Raw genomic sequence first — 15,630 nt, forward strand, 5'->3', positions numbered from 1 at the left:
CCGATGGTATTTTTCCTTGCTTTCCTTTATAATGGGTGTATGGACAAGAAAAAATTATTATTAATTGATGGATCTTCTGTTGCTTTTCGAGCTTTTTTTGCGCTCTATCAGCAGTTGGATCGTTTTAAAAATGCTAATGGCCTTCATACCAATGCAATCTATGGCTTTCAACTCATGTTGAATCATGTCTTAGAGCGAGTTGAGCCTAGTCATGTTTTGGTAGCTTTTGATGCAGGTAAGACGACCTTTCGAACAGAGATGTATGCAGACTACAAGGGTGGGCGTGCGAAAACTCCAGATGAGTTTCGTGAGCAATTTCCCTTCATTCGTGAGTTGCTAGACCATCTTGGAATTCGCCATTATGAGTTGCCGCAGTATGAAGCGGATGATATCATCGGGACTCTGGGTCGCTTGGCTGAAAATGAATCTTTTGATGTAACAATCGTCAGCGGAGATAAAGACTTAATCCAGTTGACGGATGAGCACACAGTGGTCGAGATTTCCAAGAAAGGTGTGGCTGAGTTTGAGGCCTTTACACCAGCTTATCTTATGGAGAAGATGGGACTCACACCGTCTCAGTTTATAGATCTCAAGGCCCTTATGGGGGATAAGTCTGATAATATCCCTGGCGTCACTAAGATTGGTGAAAAGACGGGTATCAAGCTCTTGCTAGAACACGGTTCGCTAGAGGGTATTTATGAAAATATCGATGGCATGAAGGCTTCGAAGATGAAGGAAAATCTCATCAATGACAAGGAACAAGCCTTCCTGTCTAAAACCTTGGCGACTATTGAGACTCAGGCACCGATTGAGATTGGCCTTGATGATTTGCTCTATAGTGGACCAGATGTGGAAAATCTCGGAAAATTCTACGATGAGATGGGCTTCAAACAGCTCAAGCAAGCCTTAAATATTTCATCAACGGATGCGCCTGAAAACTTGGATTTCACTATTGTTGACCACGTCAGTCAAGACATGCTGAGTGCAGACTCTATCTTCCACTTTGAGCTTTTTGGTGAGAACTACCATACAGATGACTTGGTTGGTTTTGCATGGTCTTGTGGAGACAAGCTCTATGCTACAGATAAACTTGAGCTCTTGCAGGAACCGATTTTCAAGGAATTTTTAGAAAAAACGCCTCTGAAAGTGTATGATTTTAAGAAAGCCAAAGTCCTCTTAAATCGTTTTGGTTTGAATTTACAGGCCCCTGCTTTTGATAGTCGCTTGGCCAAATACCTTCTCTCTACTGTCGAGAATAATGAAATTTCAACAATCGCGAGTCTCTATGGTCAAACTTACATGGTCGATGATGAGACCTTCTACGGCAAGGGGGTCAAGAAGGCCATCCCTGAGAGAGAGAAATTCTTGGAGCATTTGGCTCGCAAGGTTACTGTATTGGTTGAGACCGAACCTGTTTTACTTGAAAAAATCAGTGAACATGGACAGTTAGACCTTCTCTATGACATGGAGCAGCCTCTGGCCTTTGTCCTTGCCAAGATGGAAATTGCTGGTATCAAGGTCAAAAAAGATACTTTGATCGAGATGCAGGCTGAAAATGAACTTGTCATTGAAAAACTGACTCAAGAGATTTATGAGCTGGCTGGTGAGGAGTTTAATATCAACTCGCCTAAACAGCTTGGTGAACTACTTTTTGAAAAGTTAGGTCTCCCCCTCGAATACACTAAGAAAACCAAGACAGGTTACTCAACAGCGGTGGATGTGCTAGAGCGCCTAGCCCCTATTGTGCCAATTGTTAAGAAAATTCTAGACTACCGTCAGATTGCTAAGATTCAATCGACTTATGTGGTTGGCTTGCAGGATTGGATTTTAGATGATGGCAAGATTCACACGCGCTATGTACAGGATTTGACCCAGACAGGTCGTCTGTCTAGTGTGGATCCAAACTTGCAAAATATTCCTGTTCGTTTGGAACAAGGTCGCTTGATTCGTAAGGCTTTTGTGCCAGAGTGGGAGGATAGTGTACTACTCAGCTCGGACTATTCACAGATTGAGTTGCGCGTTTTGGCGCATATCTCTAAGGATGAGCACTTGATTAAGGCTTTCCAAGAGGGAGCCGATATCCATACCTCAACAGCTATGCGTGTTTTTGGAATTGAACGCCCTGAGGATGTGACTCCAAATGACCGTCGCAATGCCAAGGCTGTTAACTTTGGAGTGGTTTACGGGATTTCAGATTTTGGTTTGGCAAACAATCTTGGTATTAGTCGTAAGAAGGCCAAAGCCTACATTGATACCTATTTTGAACGTTTTCCTGGAATCAAAAACTATATGGAAGAAGTGGTACGTGAGGCGCGTGATAAGGGCTATGTAGAGACCCTTTTCAAGCGCCGTCGAGAGCTACCAGATATCAATTCGCGCAACTTTAACATTCGTGGTTTTGCAGAGCGGACAGCTATCAACTCTCCTATCCAAGGTTCGGCGGCGGATATTCTCAAAATTGCTATGATTCAGCTAGACAAAGCTCTAGTTGAAGGTGGCTATCAGACCAAGATGCTCTTGCAAGTGCATGATGAAATCGTCCTTGAGGTTCCAAAATCAGAACTAGAAGCCGTCAAAACTCTAGTGAAACAAACCATGGAAGAAGCCATCCAGCTCAGTGTCCCACTCATTGCTGATGAGAATGAAGGAGCAACCTGGTACGAGGCTAAATAAGAAAGTTATGAAAGAGTTTGAAGCATTTGCCTTCAAACTCTTTTTCATGGTTTTCTGTAAGCAGTTTCCTTGACATCTTACTTGTTTTGCGTTATCATATGTCCATATAATATACGGGAGTCTGTGTACAGTCTGAGAGGAAGTGTTAAACTTCGACCGCACCTGATCTGGGTAATGCCAGCGTAGGGAAGGATACTTAGTCGAATTCTGCACCTTTTCCGTATATATGGGAAAGGTTTTTCTTTTTGTCAAAAGGAAACCTGAGAAAAGGAGGTTTTTATGAAAGCAAGCATTGCCTTGCAAGTTTTGCCCTTATCACAGGGGATTGATCGAATTGGTATTATCGATCAAGTGATTGCTTATCTGCAAGCTCAGTCCGTGACCATGGTGGTGACACCATTTGAAACGGTCTTGGAAGGGGAGTTTGATGAGCTTATGCGCATTCTCAAAGAAGCGCTTGAAGTGGCCGGGCAGGAGGCAGATAATGTCTTTGCCAATGTCAAAATAAATGTGGGAGAGATTTTAAGCATTGATGAGAAACTTGAAAAGTATGATGAGACGACAGATTAGTCTTTTGGGATTTCTCGGAGTCTTGTCGGTCTGGCAGTTAGCGGGAATATTCAAACTTTTACCCAAGTTTATCCTGCCAACTCCTTTTGAAATTCTCCAGGCCTTTGTTCGCGACAGAGAATTTCTCTGGCACCATAGCTGGGCGACCTTGAGAGTGGCTTTACTAGGTCTAATTTTGGGAGTTTTGATTGCCTGTCTCATGGCTGTGCTCATGGATAGTCTGACTTGGCTTAATGATCTGATTTACCCTATGATGGTGGTTATCCAGACCATTCCGACCATTGCGATAGCTCCTATCTTGGTCTTGTGGCTAGGTTATGGGATTTTGCCCAAGATTGTCTTGATTATTCTGACGACAACCTTCCCTATCATTGTCAGTATCTTGGACGGTTTTAGACATTGTGACAAGGATATGCTGACCTTGTTTAGTCTGATGCGAGCAAACCCTTGGCAAATCCTTTGGCATTTTAAAATACCAGTCAGCCTGCCCTACTTTTATGCGGGATTGAGGGTCAGTGTCTCCTACGCCTTTATCACAACCGTGGTGTCTGAGTGGTTGGGAGGTTTTGAAGGTCTTGGTGTTTATATGATTCAGTCTAAAAAACTGTTTCAGTATGATACCATGTTTGCCATTATTATTCTGGTGTCGATTATCAGTCTTCTAGGTATGAAGCTGGTCGATATCAGTGAAAAATATGTGATTAAATGGAAACGTACTTAAAATAGAGCGTTTTTGAAAAAGAAAAGAGGAAATGAAAATGAAGAAAACATGGAAAGTGTTTTTAACGCTTGTAACAGCTCTTGTAGCTGTCGTGCTTGTGGCTTGTGGTCAAGGAACTGCTTCTAAGGACAACAAAGAAGCAGAAGTTAAGAAGATTGACTTTATCCTAGACTGGACGCCAAATACCAACCACACAGGTCTTTATGTAGCAAAGGAAAAAGGCTATTTCAAAGAAGTTGGAGTGGATGTTGACTTGAAATTGCCACCAGAAGAAAGTTCTTCAGACTTGGTGATCAATGGCAAGGCACCATTTGCTATCTATTTCCAAGACTACATGGCTAAGAAATTAGAAAAAGGGGCAGGCATCACTGCCGTTGCCGCTATCGTTGAGCACAACACATCAGGAATCATCTCACGTAAATCGGACAATGTCAGCAGTCCAAAGGACTTGGTTGGGAAGAAATACGGAACTTGGAATGACCCGACTGAACTTGCTATGTTGAAAACCTTGGTGGAATCTCAAGGTGGAGACTTCGAAAAGGTCGAAAAAGTACCAAACAACGACTCAAACTCCATCACACCAATTGCCAATGGCGTCTTTGACACTGCTTGGATCTACTATGGGTGGGACGGTATCCTTGCCAAATCTCAAGGTGTAGACGCCAACTTCATGTACTTGAAAGACTATGTCAAGGAATTTGACTACTACTCACCAGTTATTATCGCAAACAACGACTATCTCAAAGACAACAAGGAAGAAGCTCGTAAAGTCATCCAAGCCATCAAAAAAGGCTACCAATATGCTATGGAACATCCAGAAGAAGCTGCGGATATTCTCATCAAGAATGCACCTGAACTCAAGGAAAAACGTGACTTTGTCATCGAATCGCAAAAATACTTGTCAAAAGAATACGCAAGTGACAAGGAAAAATGGGGACAATTTGATGCTGCTCGCTGGAATGCCTTCTACAAATGGGACAAAGAAAATGGTATCCTTAAAGAAGACTTGACAGACAAAGGCTTCACTAATGAATTTGTAAAATAATGACAGAAATTAGACTAGAACACGTAAGCTATGCCTATGGCGATGAAAAGATTTTAGAGGACATCAACCTGCAGGTGACTTCGGGTGAAGTGGTTTCTATCCTAGGTCCAAGTGGTGTTGGAAAGACCACTCTCTTTAACCTAATCGCTGGGATTTTAGAAGTCCAGTCTGGGCGAATTGTCCTTGATGGCGAGGAAAATCCTAAGGGGCGCGTGAGTTATATGTTGCAAAAGGATCTCCTCTTGGAGCACAAGACGGTGCTTGGCAATATCATCCTGCCCCTTTTGATCCAAAAGATTGATAAGGCAGAAGCCATTGCTCGAGCGGATGACATCCTTGCGACCTTCCAGTTGACAGCTGTACGGAACAAATATCCTCACGAACTTAGTGGTGGAATGCGCCAGCGTGTGGCCTTGCTTCGTACCTACCTTTTTGGGCACAAACTCTTTCTTTTAGACGAAGCCTTTAGCGCCTTGGATGAGATGACCAAGATGGAGCTTCACGCTTGGTATCTGGAGATTCATAAGCAGTTGCAGCTAACGACCTTGATCATCACGCATAGTATCGAGGAGGCCCTCAGTCTCAGCGACCGCATCTATATCTTGAAAAATCGCCCTGGGCAGATTGTTTCAGAAATTAAACTAGATTGGTCTGAAGATGAGGACAAGGAAGTCCAAAAGATTGCCTACAAACGTCAAATCTTGGCAGAATTAGGTTTAGATAAGTAGAAAAATAGGGAGTCGGTGAAGATTATTCTTTACTTGCTCCCTTTTCCTTTTAAAAAATCAAAAATTTCGGTATAATAGTCAAAGATAGTCAAGGTTCAAAGAAGGAGTTTGATTTACTATGAGATTTAAAAATACATCAGATCATATCGAAGCCTATATCAAGGCAATTTTAGACCAGTCTGGTATCGTGGAATTGCAGCGGAGTCAGTTGGCGGATACCTTTCAGGTTGTGCCAAGTCAGATCAACTATGTCATCAAGACACGTTTTACGGAAAGTAGAGGTTACTTGGTTGAGAGTAAGCGAGGTGGTGGAGGCTACATTCGCATTGGGCGGATTGAGTTTTCCAGTCATCATGAGATGCTCCGCGATTTGCTTTACTCGATTGGTGAGCGAGTTAGTCAGGAGATTTATGAGGATATTCTCCAGCTTTTGGTGGAGCAGGACTTGATGACCAAGCAGGAAATGACCTTGCTGACTTCAGTAGCAACAGATCGTGTCCTAGGGGAGGAATCCTCAGTTGTCCGTGCCAATATGCTCCGGCAGCTATTACAAGAGGTAGATAGAAAAGAGAAGTAAGATGAATTATTCAAAAGCATTGAATGAATGTATCGAAAGTGCCTACATGGTTGCTGGCCATTTTGGAGCCCGATATCTAGAGTCTTGGCATTTGTTAATTGCCATGTCCAATCACAGTTACAGTGTGGCAGGTGCGACTCTAAATGATTATCCTTATGAAATGGACCGTTTAGAAGAGGTTGCGTTGGAACTGACTGAAACGGACTATAGCCAGGATGAAACCTTTACAGAATTGCCCTTTTCCCATCGTTTGGAGGTTCTCTTTGCAGAAGCAGAGTATGTGGCCTCAGTGGTCCATGCTAAGGTGTTGGGGACAGAGCATGTCCTCTATGCGATTTTGCATGATGGCAATGCCTTGGCGACTCGTATCTTGGAGAGGGCTGGTTTTTCTTATGAAGACAAGAAAGATCAGGTCAAGATTGCTGCCCTTCGTCGCAATTTAGAGGAACGTGCAGGATGGACTCGTGAAGACCTCAAGGCTTTACGCCAACGCCATCGTACGGTTTCTGATAAGCAAAATTCTATGGCTAATATGATGGGCATGCCTCAGACTCCAAGTGGCGGTCTAGAGGACTACACGCATGACCTGACGGAGCAAGCGCGCTCTGGCAAGTTAGAGCCAGTCATCGGTCGGGACAAGGAAATCTCGCGTATGATTCAGATTTTGAGTCGGAAGACCAAGAACAATCCGGTCTTGGTTGGGGATGCTGGTGTCGGGAAAACAGCTCTGGCACTTGGACTTGCCCAGCGTATTGCTAGTGGTGATGTGCCTGCGGAAATGGCCAAGATGCGTGTGTTAGAGCTTGATTTGATGAATGTCGTTGCGGGAACACGTTTCCGTGGGGATTTTGAAGAGCGCATGAACAATATCATCAAGGATATTGAAGAAGATGGCCAAGTCATCCTATTTATCGATGAACTCCATACTATCATGGGTTCTGGGAGCGGGATTGACTCGACTCTGGATGCGGCTAATATCTTGAAACCAGCCTTGGCTCGTGGAACTTTGAAAACTGTTGGTGCGACTACTCAGGAGGAATATCAAAAACATATCGAAAAGGATGCAGCCCTTTCTCGTCGTTTCGCCAAAGTGACGATCGAAGAGCCAAGCGTGGCCGACAGTATGACCATTTTACAGGGCTTGAAGGCTACCTATGAGAAACACCACCGTGTGCAAATCACAGATGAAGCGGTTGAAACAGCTGTCAAGATGGCGCATCGTTACTTGACAAGCCGTCACTTGCCAGACTCTGCCATCGATCTATTGGATGAGGCGGCAGCAACAGTGCAAAACAAATCCAAGCATGTGAGAATGGATGAAACCGACTTGAGTCCAGCTGACAAGGCCTTGATGGATGGCAAGTGGAAACAAGCAGGCCAGCTAATCGCAAAAGAACAAGAATTGCCTGTCTATAAAGACTTGGTGACAGAATCTGATATTTTAACCACCTTAAGTCGCTTGTCAGGTATCCCAGTCCAAAAGCTGACGCAAACAGATGCTAAGAAATACTTGAACTTGGAAGCAGAACTGCATAAACGCGTCATCGGACAAGATCAAGCTGTTTCAAGTATTAGCCGTGCCATTCGCCGTAACCAGTCAGGTATTCGCAGTCACAAGCGTCCGATTGGCTCCTTTATGTTCCTAGGACCGACGGGTGTCGGTAAGACCGAATTGGCTAAGGCTTTGGCAGAAGTTCTTTTTGATGACGAATCAGCCCTTATCCGCTTTGACATGAGTGAGTATATGGAGAAATTCGCAGCCAGCCGTCTCAATGGAGCTCCTCCGGGTTATGTGGGCTACGAAGAAGGGGGGGAGTTGACCGAGAAGGTCCGCAATAAACCATACTCCGTACTCCTCTTTGACGAGGTCGAGAAGGCCCACCCAGATATCTTTAATGTCCTCTTGCAGGTCTTGGATGATGGAGTTCTAACAGACAGCAAGGGGCGCAAGGTTGACTTTTCAAATACCATTATCATCATGACGTCAAACCTTGGTGCGACAGCCCTTCGTGATGACAAGACTGTCGGTTTTGGGGCCAAGGACATTCGTTTTGACCAAGAAAATATGGAAAAACGAATCTTCGAAGAGTTGAAAAAAGCTTATCGACCAGAGTTTATCAACCGTATTGATGAAAAGGTGGTCTTCCACAGCTTGGATAGCGAACACATGCAGGAAATTGTCAAGATCATGGTTAAACCATTGATTGCTAGCCTAGCAGAGAAAGGCATCGACTTGAAACTGCAAGCTTCGGCACTGAAGTTACTAGCTAGTCACGGTTACAATCCAGAAATGGGAGCTCGTCCACTTCGCAGAACACTGCAAACAGAAGTGGAAGACAAGTTGGCAGAACTCCTCCTTAAGGGAGAACTGGTAGCAGGTAAGACCCTCAAAATTGGTGTCAAAGCTGGACAATTGAAATTTGATATTGCTTAAAAATGAGAATCAGGAGGAATCCTGATTCTTTTTTATCACTTTTTTATAAAAAATAATAAAAACCCTTGAAAAAATAAAAATATAAGATATAATAAAAACATAGAAAATAAAAATATCAAAAATTATAAAAAGGTAAAATGTTTATGAAAAAGAAAACAGCAGTAGTATTTGGGACCTTTGCCCCTCTTCATCAGGGTCATATCGATCTGATCCAGCGAGCGAAGCGTAAGTGTGACCAGGTCTGGGTAGTCGTTTCAGGCTACGAGGGAGACCGAGGGGAGCAGGTAGGTTTAAGTCTTCAAAAACGATTTCGCTATATCCGAGAGGCTTTTCGTGATGACGAATTGACCTCTGTCTGCAAGCTGGATGAGACCAATCTTCCCCGTTATCCTATGGGCTGGCAGGAGTGGTTGAACCAGATGTTAGAGGAGATTTCCTATGATGAAACCCAGCAAGAACTGACTTTCTTTGTGGGAGAAGAAGAATACCAGCAAGAACTAGCTAAACGTGGATTTGGCACTGTCTTGCAAGAAAGAAAGTTTGGTATCTCAGCGACTATGATTCGAGAAAATCCAAGCAAATATTGGAAATATATTGCTCAACCCTTCCGTCGTCAGTTTACTAAGAAAGTGTTAATTATGGGAAGTGCTAGCAATGGGAAGACCACTCTGGCCAAGGATTTGGCAAGGTATTACGATGCGCCCGTTAGTCTGGAATACGCGCGTGAGTACCAGATCAAAAACAATGTCCGCGACGATGAATTGACTCCAAAAGATTACTATTATCTCCTTTTAGGGCAGTATGACCAGACCTCCAAGCTAATCGATAGCAATGCCAATCGAGGCCTAGTGATAGCCGATACCAACTCCTTGGTAACCAAGGGTTACTATGACTATTACATGGAGACTGAGGACCAAGAGGACTTATCAGGAGAAACCTTTGACAATCTCTTTGCCTCCATCTTGGCCAAGGAAAAATGGGATTTGATTCTCTTTTTGCAGCCTGTTGGCTCCTATGTCAATGACGGATTTAGAGATATGACCATGGCAGAAGACCACATTCGCTACAGTTTTTCCCAGCATTTGGATCAGATGAGGGAGCGATATTTAACGACCATTCCTTTAGTTTATCTAGCGGAGGATTACCTAGGCAATTATGAAGCAGCAAAAGTGGCTATTGATGCCATTTACCAAGCAGATTAGGAGAAAAATATGAAAAAACTAACTGAAAAAATCACACAATTTATCGAAAACTTTAAAAATGTCCATGCAGAAGCCCGCAAGATTGGTTTTGTAGGAATCATGCACTTGCTCTGGAAAGATCTCTTTGTCGGCCGTAGCCTCTTCCAATGGTTGTATCTCATCGCCTTGTCAAGTGTTCCCTTGATTTTGGAATTCACTCAAAATACAGATAGTCACGATTGGTTAAGCTTGTTTGCATCTTGGACTGGGATTGTCTGTGTTATCTTGGTAGCAGAAGGGCGTGCAAGCAATTATCTCTTTGGAGCCATTAACTCGGCTATCTATTTGATTTTAGCTATGAATGCGACTTTTTATGGCGAAGTCTTGACGACTGTTTACTTCTTTGTCATGCAGCCGATTGGTCTCTATGCTTGGTTGTCCAATCGTATCAACGACCAAGGAAAACCAGAAGAATCCCACTTTGAAGCCAAGAAACTGTCTTTGGTGGACTGGCTCAAGTACTTGGTCTTGACTGCCATCATCTGGATTGGTATGGGCTTGGCTTATCAAAGTATCCATAGCGCTCGCCCTTTCCGTGATAGTGTTACCGATGCGACCAATGGTGTCGGTCAGCTCTTGATGACACGTCTCTACCGTGAACAATGGATTTTCTGGATTGCAACCAATCTCTTTAGTATCTACCTCTGGTGGGGTGAAAATATCCACATCCAAGGGATGTACTGGGTTTACACACTCAATAGTCTAGTGGGATGGTACCAATGGACCAAGGCAGTTCGAAAGGAGGCTTAAAATGGTAGACACGAAGATTCCAGAAGGAATGACGGAAAAAGAATATTATGAAATTCATGCCAGTCAGGAGGAGTTTTTAGACTGGTACTACAAGCAGGAACTCCCTCAATATGAAAAACCTAGTGTGACGGTGGATATGGTGGCCTACTGCTTCGTCGAAGGAAAAATCAAACTCTTGCTAATCCGTCGCAAGGCCCACCCTTATCAAAACTGTTTGGCCTTAGTTGGAGGCTTTATGGACAAGAGAGAAGATGCTGCACATGCCTGTCAGCGCGAAGTGAGAGAAGAAGTCAATCTCGATCTACCTTTGGAAAAAATCGAGCAATTGATGACCGTCTCGACTCCCGGGCGTGATCCACGGGGCTGGACAGTGACCATTGCCCACTTAGTGTACCTACCTAGTCGTGCCTTAGATCTCGTTCAGGCAGGAGATGATGCCAAGGATGTCGTTTTTGTAGATGTCGATTTTCAGACAGGCAAATGCTATCTTGAGGGAGTAGAGTTGGAGGAGCAAGCCTTCGCCTTTGACCATTATGCCATTATCCAAGAATCCATCAAACGAATTCAAGGCCGTCTCGACTGGAATCCGACCTTCCTTTATCTGCTGGAGGAAGAGTTTACTGTCTATGAAGGAACCGAACTGGTCAATCTCATCAACCCAGGTCGGCCCATCGTCAGCAATAACTTTCTCGTAAAATACGGCGAATATGTAGAAGAAGTCGGACTCAAACGAGTGCCTAAAAAGAAGCCAAGAAAAACCTATCGATTGAAATAAAGAGGTCGGGACCAAAATCCCGACCTCCTTGTTTACTATTATTAGATTGCTTTTCTGTTGCGACTGTTTTTATTATAGAACAATGCAAGCGATTATATAAGTACGATGCAAAAAATAGGACTCTAATCTAGGAAATTTTTCTATTTTTTCGTTTCAATTACGAATTGAAATAGTGGAGGGAACAATTTTTAAAATAGGTTCTCTAAATAGTTGACAGATTCAAAGCCCAATGTTACAATTATATTACAAAAAGATTTCTTAACATTTTAAAAATGTTACAAAGGAGTAGAAAAATGAAAAAGAAAACCTATATCAAATTGATGGCAGCGACTGTATTGGCTTCTACCTTGCTACTGGGAGCTTGTGGAAATAAAAACGAAACCACTCAAACCAGTAGCTCTGCAAAGACAAGTCAGTCATCAAGCTCCAAAGCAGCTTCTTCTAACAAAGAAAGCAAGACTCAAAAATCTTCAAGCACAGCTTCATCTGAAAAAGCTCAAGCATCTTCTGATCAGTCTTCTACAACAGCAGATCAGTCACAAGCGAAACCAGCCTCTGAATCAAGACAAGAACAAGCAACTCCTAGTCAACCAGCCCCTTCTCAGGCTCCGTCAACTCAACAAGGTTCTCAAGCCCAGTCTAACCAGTCAAACTATGATCCAACAACTGACCGCAAACTTCAAGACAAGCAAGCAGAACACAACAAACGCTACAAGGGAGTTTTAACCATGGTGGATGGTGACTTCTCAGCAGCTGCAGGCAACTGGAAGGGAGCGAATGGCGAAACGATTACGGTTTCATCAGGGGGGCAATTCACAGTAGAAACTGCAGATGGAAAGAAAGAAAACTATTCTATCAGAGGCTACTCTTACACTCTTGATGATGGCAAGTATAATGCCAAAATCGGAGGAGGAAAAATCATCCAAATTACAACAGGTGCGGATGGTAAAGTTTCGAGTGTTGCCTTGATTCAATAATAAAATTTGGTGTTTTAACTTTTACTAGAAATCGTTCTGTAAAAGAGTGAGTCAACTGTTTTTCACTTAGTTTCTCCAAGAGAAAGTGGTATAATAAAAAAATCAAAGGAAAACGAGTGATAATACATGGCGGATAAATTAATCTTACCTCAAAACACACGATTGATGGGAGTATTTCTTGGATTTGTAGGTGGTTCTTTGGATGTGTTTTGCCATATTCAATACCATAGTTTGGTAGCGACACAGACAGGGAATATTCTCCTACTGATATCTGATTGGCACGACTCAAATGTCATCAATACGATGCTACGATTCTGCTCTATTATTTTCTTTTCTCTAGGATTTCTGTTTGCATTGCACATGAAAGAATACCGCAAAACGGCCTACTGGCGGGTTAAGATGCTGCTCCCTTTATTTATTGGAACTCTTATTCTCCCTTTCTTTTCACGATTTCCTCTAATAGAAGTTCCTTGCATCGCTTTTGGAACAGGAATGATGATGTTAACATTTACGGGCAGTTTGATTGAAGATCATCCCTATGTCATTTTTATGACGTCTGGAAATTACCGAAAGATGTTGACCGCTTTGTATCGCATTGCTAGAAGAGAAGGAAATATCCAAGAATACCGTCGTCAGGCCTTAAATTATGGGATTGTTGTGGGAAGTTTCATAGTGGGCGCAATCAGCTTGGCTGTATTGATGCATTTTCTTCATGAATGGTCTATATGGATTGTCAGCCTCAATTTGTTTTTGATTATGTCCTATTATATAGCTAGAGTGAAGCAATTAGATTTACAAGATGAAAACATATAAAAAACGGCAAGACTCATTTTTGAGCTTTGCCGTTTTTTTGAGTTGTAGATGTGGGACTATGCTTTGTCTAGTTGCAAGAGGGCCTCAATTTCTGCAAGAGTGCTAGCTTGTGAAATAGCTCCACGAAGTTTGGCTGCGCCAGATGTACCACGAAGGTAGTGAGGAGCGAGGCCACGGAATTCACGGACTGCAATTTTTTCTCCTTTGAGGCTAATCAAGCGTTTTAAGTGTTCGTAGGCGATTTTCATCTTATCTTCAAAGGTCAAATCAGGAAGGATTTCTCCTGTTTCAAAGTAGTGGTTGATTTGATTGAAGAGGTAGGGATTTCCCATGGCTGCTCGGCCAATCATAACTGCGTCAGCACCGACTTCTTCGATACGCTGTTTAGCATCTTGAACTGTACGGATGTCACCGTTGGCGATAAATGGAATCTTGGTTAGGGCCTGAGCGACATCATGAAGGGTCTCAAGGTCAGCGTGACCAGTATACATTTGTTCGCGGGTACGGCCGTGCATAGCGAGGGCAGAGACACCTGCAGCCTCAGCTGCCAGGGCATTCTCCACGGCTAGGGATGGATCAGACCAGCCTGTACGCATTTTGACGGTGAGGGGGATATCAAGGACAGATTGGACCTTGTTGATGATAGAGTAGATCTTGTCTGGGTCCTTGAGCCACATAGCGCCAGCTTCGTTTTTTACGATTTTGTTGACAGGGCAGCCCATGTTGATATCGACGATATCGGTCTTGGTGTTTTCTTGGATGAATTCTGCTGCGCGTGCGAGGCTGTCTTCATCGCTACCAAAGAGTTGGATAGAAACGGGATTTTCGCCTTCATCGATGTGAAGCATATGCAAGGTTTTTTCATTGTTGTATTGGATTCCCTTGTCAGAGACCATTTCCATGACAACGAGTCCAGCCCCGAGCTCTTTTGCGATGGTACGAAAGGCTGAGTTGGTGACACCAGCCATGGGTGCTAAAACAGTACGATTGGGAATCTCAACATTGCCAATCATAAAAGGTGTATTAAGATTTGTCACGAATGAGTTCCTCCAGGTCGTTTTCATCAAAGTTATAAGTCGTTTGGCAGAATTGACAAGTGATTTCGGCCCCGTGGTCTTCCTCTTTCATTTCCTCTAAGTCTGAGCTTGGAAGGCTGGCAAGAGCATCCATGAAGCGTTCTTTACTGCAGTCACATTGGAAACGGATTTCTTCTTCGGAAAGTCGTTTGTAGGATTCGTCACCGTAGATAGCCTTGAGGAGGGCTTCGATATGGTCATCGCTTTCCAGAAGGGTTGAGATAGCTGGCATCTCTTGGATTCGTTTTTCAAAACGTGCGATTTCTTCCTCTTTGGCATTTGGTAATACTTGGAGCAAAAAGCCACCAGCAACCTTGACCTTGTCTTCCTCGTCCAAAAGGACATTGAGGCCGACTGCTGAAGGGGTTTGTTGGCTTTCAGTCAGATAAAAGGCCAGGTCTTCACCGATTTCTCCAGAGATGAGAGGAGTCATAGAGTTGTAAGGATTTCCAGTACCATAGTCTGTGATAACGAGAAATTGACCATTGCCGACAAAAGGTCCGACTAGAACTTCACCAGTTGCAGTTTTTTTGATATCTACACCGGGATTTTGCACATAGCCTTTGACGTTGCCCTTTGTATCTGCGACCGTGATGATGGCACCGAGAGAGCTCGTTCCAAGAACTTTTACAGTAATCTTGGTATTTCCTTTTTCATTGGCTGCGAGAATCTGGCTTGCGATAAGGGTACGGCCAAGTGCGACAGTTGAACTGGCTTGAGTTTGATGTTTTTCTTGAGCAGTGCGGACGGTTTCCGTGCTGTCAAGAACAAAAGCACGAAAGGCTCCGCTTTCTGATATAGTTTTAATAATCTTATCCATACCTTCTATTTTAGCATAAAAATGCTCAAAGGGGGAGCCGTGTGTTTGCTGTCATTCTTTAAACTGTTTAATTTCTAATGATTGGTATAGGAGATTTATAGAAATGGAAATTTTTGTTCACATTTACTGTTAACATTTTAATTTATCTTAAAATAACCTAAAACGAACTTTTAAGTTATGGTAAACAGTTGAAAAAAAGGTTGATAAAGTGGTAAAATGTTAGGAAGATAAATCACTAATAGTTCGTATTTGTAGTCGATAGAAATGATATATTAATGGATAGCTTATGAAAAAACAACGAAATCTACATATATTCTTAGGCCGAACGGCCCTATATTTTGTAATCTTGCTTGGCCTGCTTTATTTTTTTAGTTACCTTGGGCAGGGACAAGGTGGCTTTATTTATAATGAGTTCTAGTTTAAAGGAGAA

The 15,630-nt window shown here is 43.1% G+C and carries 15 protein-coding genes and 1 riboswitch; of the genes, 13 read left to right on the plus strand and 2 right to left on the minus strand.

The features are described 5' to 3' along the window. Nucleotides 1–39 precede the first annotated feature (39 nt). From polA to AC4ME5_RS04200, 12 genes are all read left to right on the plus strand, one after another. Nucleotides 40–2,673 carry a DNA polymerase I gene (gene polA / locus AC4ME5_RS04145; protein ID WP_223326768.1) on the plus strand — a complete coding sequence of 878 codons (2,634 nt, stop codon included), beginning with the start codon at nucleotides 40–42 and terminating at the stop codon, nucleotides 2,671–2,673. 103 nt (nucleotides 2,674–2,776) lie between these two features. After that, nucleotides 2,777–2,879: riboswitch (TPP riboswitch) on the plus strand. Nucleotides 2,880–2,952: 73 nt separating this feature from the next. After that, entirely contained in the window at nucleotides 2,953–3,243 is a 291-nt protein-coding gene (locus AC4ME5_RS04150) for a thiamine-binding protein (RefSeq protein WP_000647686.1), read from the plus strand. After that, nucleotides 3,206–3,964 carry an ABC transporter permease gene (locus AC4ME5_RS04155; protein ID WP_491800100.1) on the plus strand — a complete coding sequence of 253 codons (759 nt, stop codon included), beginning with the start codon at nucleotides 3,206–3,208 and terminating at the stop codon, nucleotides 3,962–3,964. The genes AC4ME5_RS04150 and AC4ME5_RS04155 overlap by 38 nt, the downstream gene beginning before the upstream one ends. Nucleotides 3,965–4,001: 37 nt before the next feature. After that, nucleotides 4,002–5,009 carry an ABC transporter substrate-binding protein gene (locus AC4ME5_RS04160; RefSeq protein ID WP_000754552.1) on the plus strand — a complete coding sequence of 336 codons (1,008 nt, stop codon included), beginning with the start codon at nucleotides 4,002–4,004 and terminating at the stop codon, nucleotides 5,007–5,009. Continuing rightward, nucleotides 5,009–5,737, plus strand: coding sequence for an ABC transporter ATP-binding protein (locus AC4ME5_RS04165; RefSeq protein WP_000136202.1), 729 nt, complete (start codon nucleotides 5,009–5,011; stop codon nucleotides 5,735–5,737). Before AC4ME5_RS04160 ends, AC4ME5_RS04165 begins: the two co-directional genes overlap by 1 nt. Before the next feature lie 118 nt (nucleotides 5,738–5,855). Further along, a complete protein-coding gene (locus AC4ME5_RS04170) occupies nucleotides 5,856–6,314 on the plus strand; it encodes a CtsR family transcriptional regulator (RefSeq protein ID WP_001211263.1) in 459 nt (152 codons plus the stop codon). A 1-nt stretch (nucleotide 6,315) separates the two neighbouring features. Beyond that, nucleotides 6,316–8,748 carry an ATP-dependent Clp protease ATP-binding subunit gene (locus tag AC4ME5_RS04175; protein ID WP_096421479.1) on the plus strand — a complete coding sequence of 811 codons (2,433 nt, stop codon included), beginning with the start codon at nucleotides 6,316–6,318 and terminating at the stop codon, nucleotides 8,746–8,748. A 143-nt stretch (nucleotides 8,749–8,891) separates the two neighbouring features. Next, a complete protein-coding gene (locus AC4ME5_RS04180) occupies nucleotides 8,892–9,950 on the plus strand; it encodes an AAA family ATPase (RefSeq protein WP_491800102.1) in 1,059 nt (352 codons plus the stop codon). 9 nt (nucleotides 9,951–9,959) lie between these two features. After that, the gene (gene pnuC, locus AC4ME5_RS04185) at nucleotides 9,960–10,739 is read left to right on the plus strand and encodes a nicotinamide riboside transporter PnuC (protein ID WP_084939475.1); all 780 of its coding nucleotides are present in this window, start codon (nucleotides 9,960–9,962) and stop codon (nucleotides 10,737–10,739) included. Nucleotide 10,740: 1 nt separating this feature from the next. Further along, nucleotides 10,741–11,514 carry an NUDIX domain-containing protein gene (locus AC4ME5_RS04190; protein ID WP_491800104.1) on the plus strand — a complete coding sequence of 258 codons (774 nt, stop codon included), beginning with the start codon at nucleotides 10,741–10,743 and terminating at the stop codon, nucleotides 11,512–11,514. A 293-nt stretch (nucleotides 11,515–11,807) separates the two neighbouring features. Then, nucleotides 11,808–12,491 (plus strand): hypothetical protein, encoded by a 684-nt coding sequence (locus AC4ME5_RS04195; protein WP_084939474.1) that lies wholly within the window; start codon nucleotides 11,808–11,810, stop codon nucleotides 12,489–12,491. 126 nt (nucleotides 12,492–12,617) lie between these two features. Then, nucleotides 12,618–13,304, plus strand: a complete 687-nt coding sequence (locus tag AC4ME5_RS04200; RefSeq protein WP_045617903.1) for a YoaK family protein — start codon at nucleotides 12,618–12,620, stop codon at nucleotides 13,302–13,304. 56 nt (nucleotides 13,305–13,360) lie between these two features. Here the strand turns inward: AC4ME5_RS04200 and dusB are convergent, their stop codons facing one another. Together dusB and hslO are read right to left on the minus strand one after the other, a co-directional pair. Continuing rightward, nucleotides 13,361–14,341, minus strand: a complete 981-nt coding sequence (gene dusB / locus AC4ME5_RS04205; protein WP_000183314.1) for a tRNA dihydrouridine synthase DusB — start codon at nucleotides 14,339–14,341, stop codon at nucleotides 13,361–13,363. After that, nucleotides 14,328–15,200, minus strand: a complete 873-nt coding sequence (hslO, locus tag AC4ME5_RS04210; RefSeq protein WP_248025533.1) for an Hsp33 family molecular chaperone HslO — start codon at nucleotides 15,198–15,200, stop codon at nucleotides 14,328–14,330. The genes dusB and hslO overlap by 14 nt, the downstream gene beginning before the upstream one ends. Before the next feature lie 286 nt (nucleotides 15,201–15,486). Between hslO and AC4ME5_RS04215 the strand changes: the two genes are divergently transcribed. Continuing rightward, the gene (locus AC4ME5_RS04215) at nucleotides 15,487–15,618 is read left to right on the plus strand and encodes a teichoic acid D-Ala incorporation-associated protein DltX (protein WP_029692964.1); all 132 of its coding nucleotides are present in this window, start codon (nucleotides 15,487–15,489) and stop codon (nucleotides 15,616–15,618) included. Nucleotides 15,619–15,630 lie beyond the last annotated feature (12 nt).

The sequence above is a fragment of the Streptococcus sp. A69 genome, assembly GCF_058556195.1.

Excerpts from the sequence above, each read along its gene's own strand:
- pnuC (WP_084939475.1), top strand. The coding sequence starts at position 9,960 with ATGAAAAAACTAACTGAAAAAATCACACAATTTATCGAAAACTTTAAA.
- AC4ME5_RS04180 (WP_491800102.1), top strand. The coding sequence starts at position 8,892 with ATGAAAAAGAAAACAGCAGTAGTATTTGGGACCTTTGCCCCTCTTCAT.
- AC4ME5_RS04160 (WP_000754552.1), top strand. The coding sequence starts at position 4,002 with ATGAAGAAAACATGGAAAGTGTTTTTAACGCTTGTAACAGCTCTTGTA.
- AC4ME5_RS04155 (WP_491800100.1), top strand. The coding sequence starts at position 3,206 with ATGAGAAACTTGAAAAGTATGATGAGACGACAGATTAGTCTTTTGGGA.
- polA (WP_223326768.1), top strand. The coding sequence starts at position 40 with ATGGACAAGAAAAAATTATTATTAATTGATGGATCTTCTGTTGCTTTT.
- AC4ME5_RS04200 (WP_045617903.1), top strand. The coding sequence starts at position 12,618 with ATGGCGGATAAATTAATCTTACCTCAAAACACACGATTGATGGGAGTA.
- AC4ME5_RS04195 (WP_084939474.1), top strand. The coding sequence starts at position 11,808 with ATGAAAAAGAAAACCTATATCAAATTGATGGCAGCGACTGTATTGGCT.
- AC4ME5_RS04175 (WP_096421479.1), top strand. The coding sequence starts at position 6,316 with ATGAATTATTCAAAAGCATTGAATGAATGTATCGAAAGTGCCTACATG.
- AC4ME5_RS04165 (WP_000136202.1), top strand. The coding sequence starts at position 5,009 with ATGACAGAAATTAGACTAGAACACGTAAGCTATGCCTATGGCGATGAA.
- AC4ME5_RS04150 (WP_000647686.1), top strand. The coding sequence starts at position 2,953 with ATGAAAGCAAGCATTGCCTTGCAAGTTTTGCCCTTATCACAGGGGATT.
- AC4ME5_RS04215 (WP_029692964.1), top strand. The coding sequence starts at position 15,487 with ATGAAAAAACAACGAAATCTACATATATTCTTAGGCCGAACGGCCCTA.
- AC4ME5_RS04190 (WP_491800104.1), top strand. The coding sequence starts at position 10,741 with ATGGTAGACACGAAGATTCCAGAAGGAATGACGGAAAAAGAATATTAT.
- AC4ME5_RS04170 (WP_001211263.1), top strand. The coding sequence starts at position 5,856 with ATGAGATTTAAAAATACATCAGATCATATCGAAGCCTATATCAAGGCA.
- hslO (WP_248025533.1), bottom strand. The coding sequence starts at position 15,200 with ATGGATAAGATTATTAAAACTATATCAGAAAGCGGAGCCTTTCGTGCT.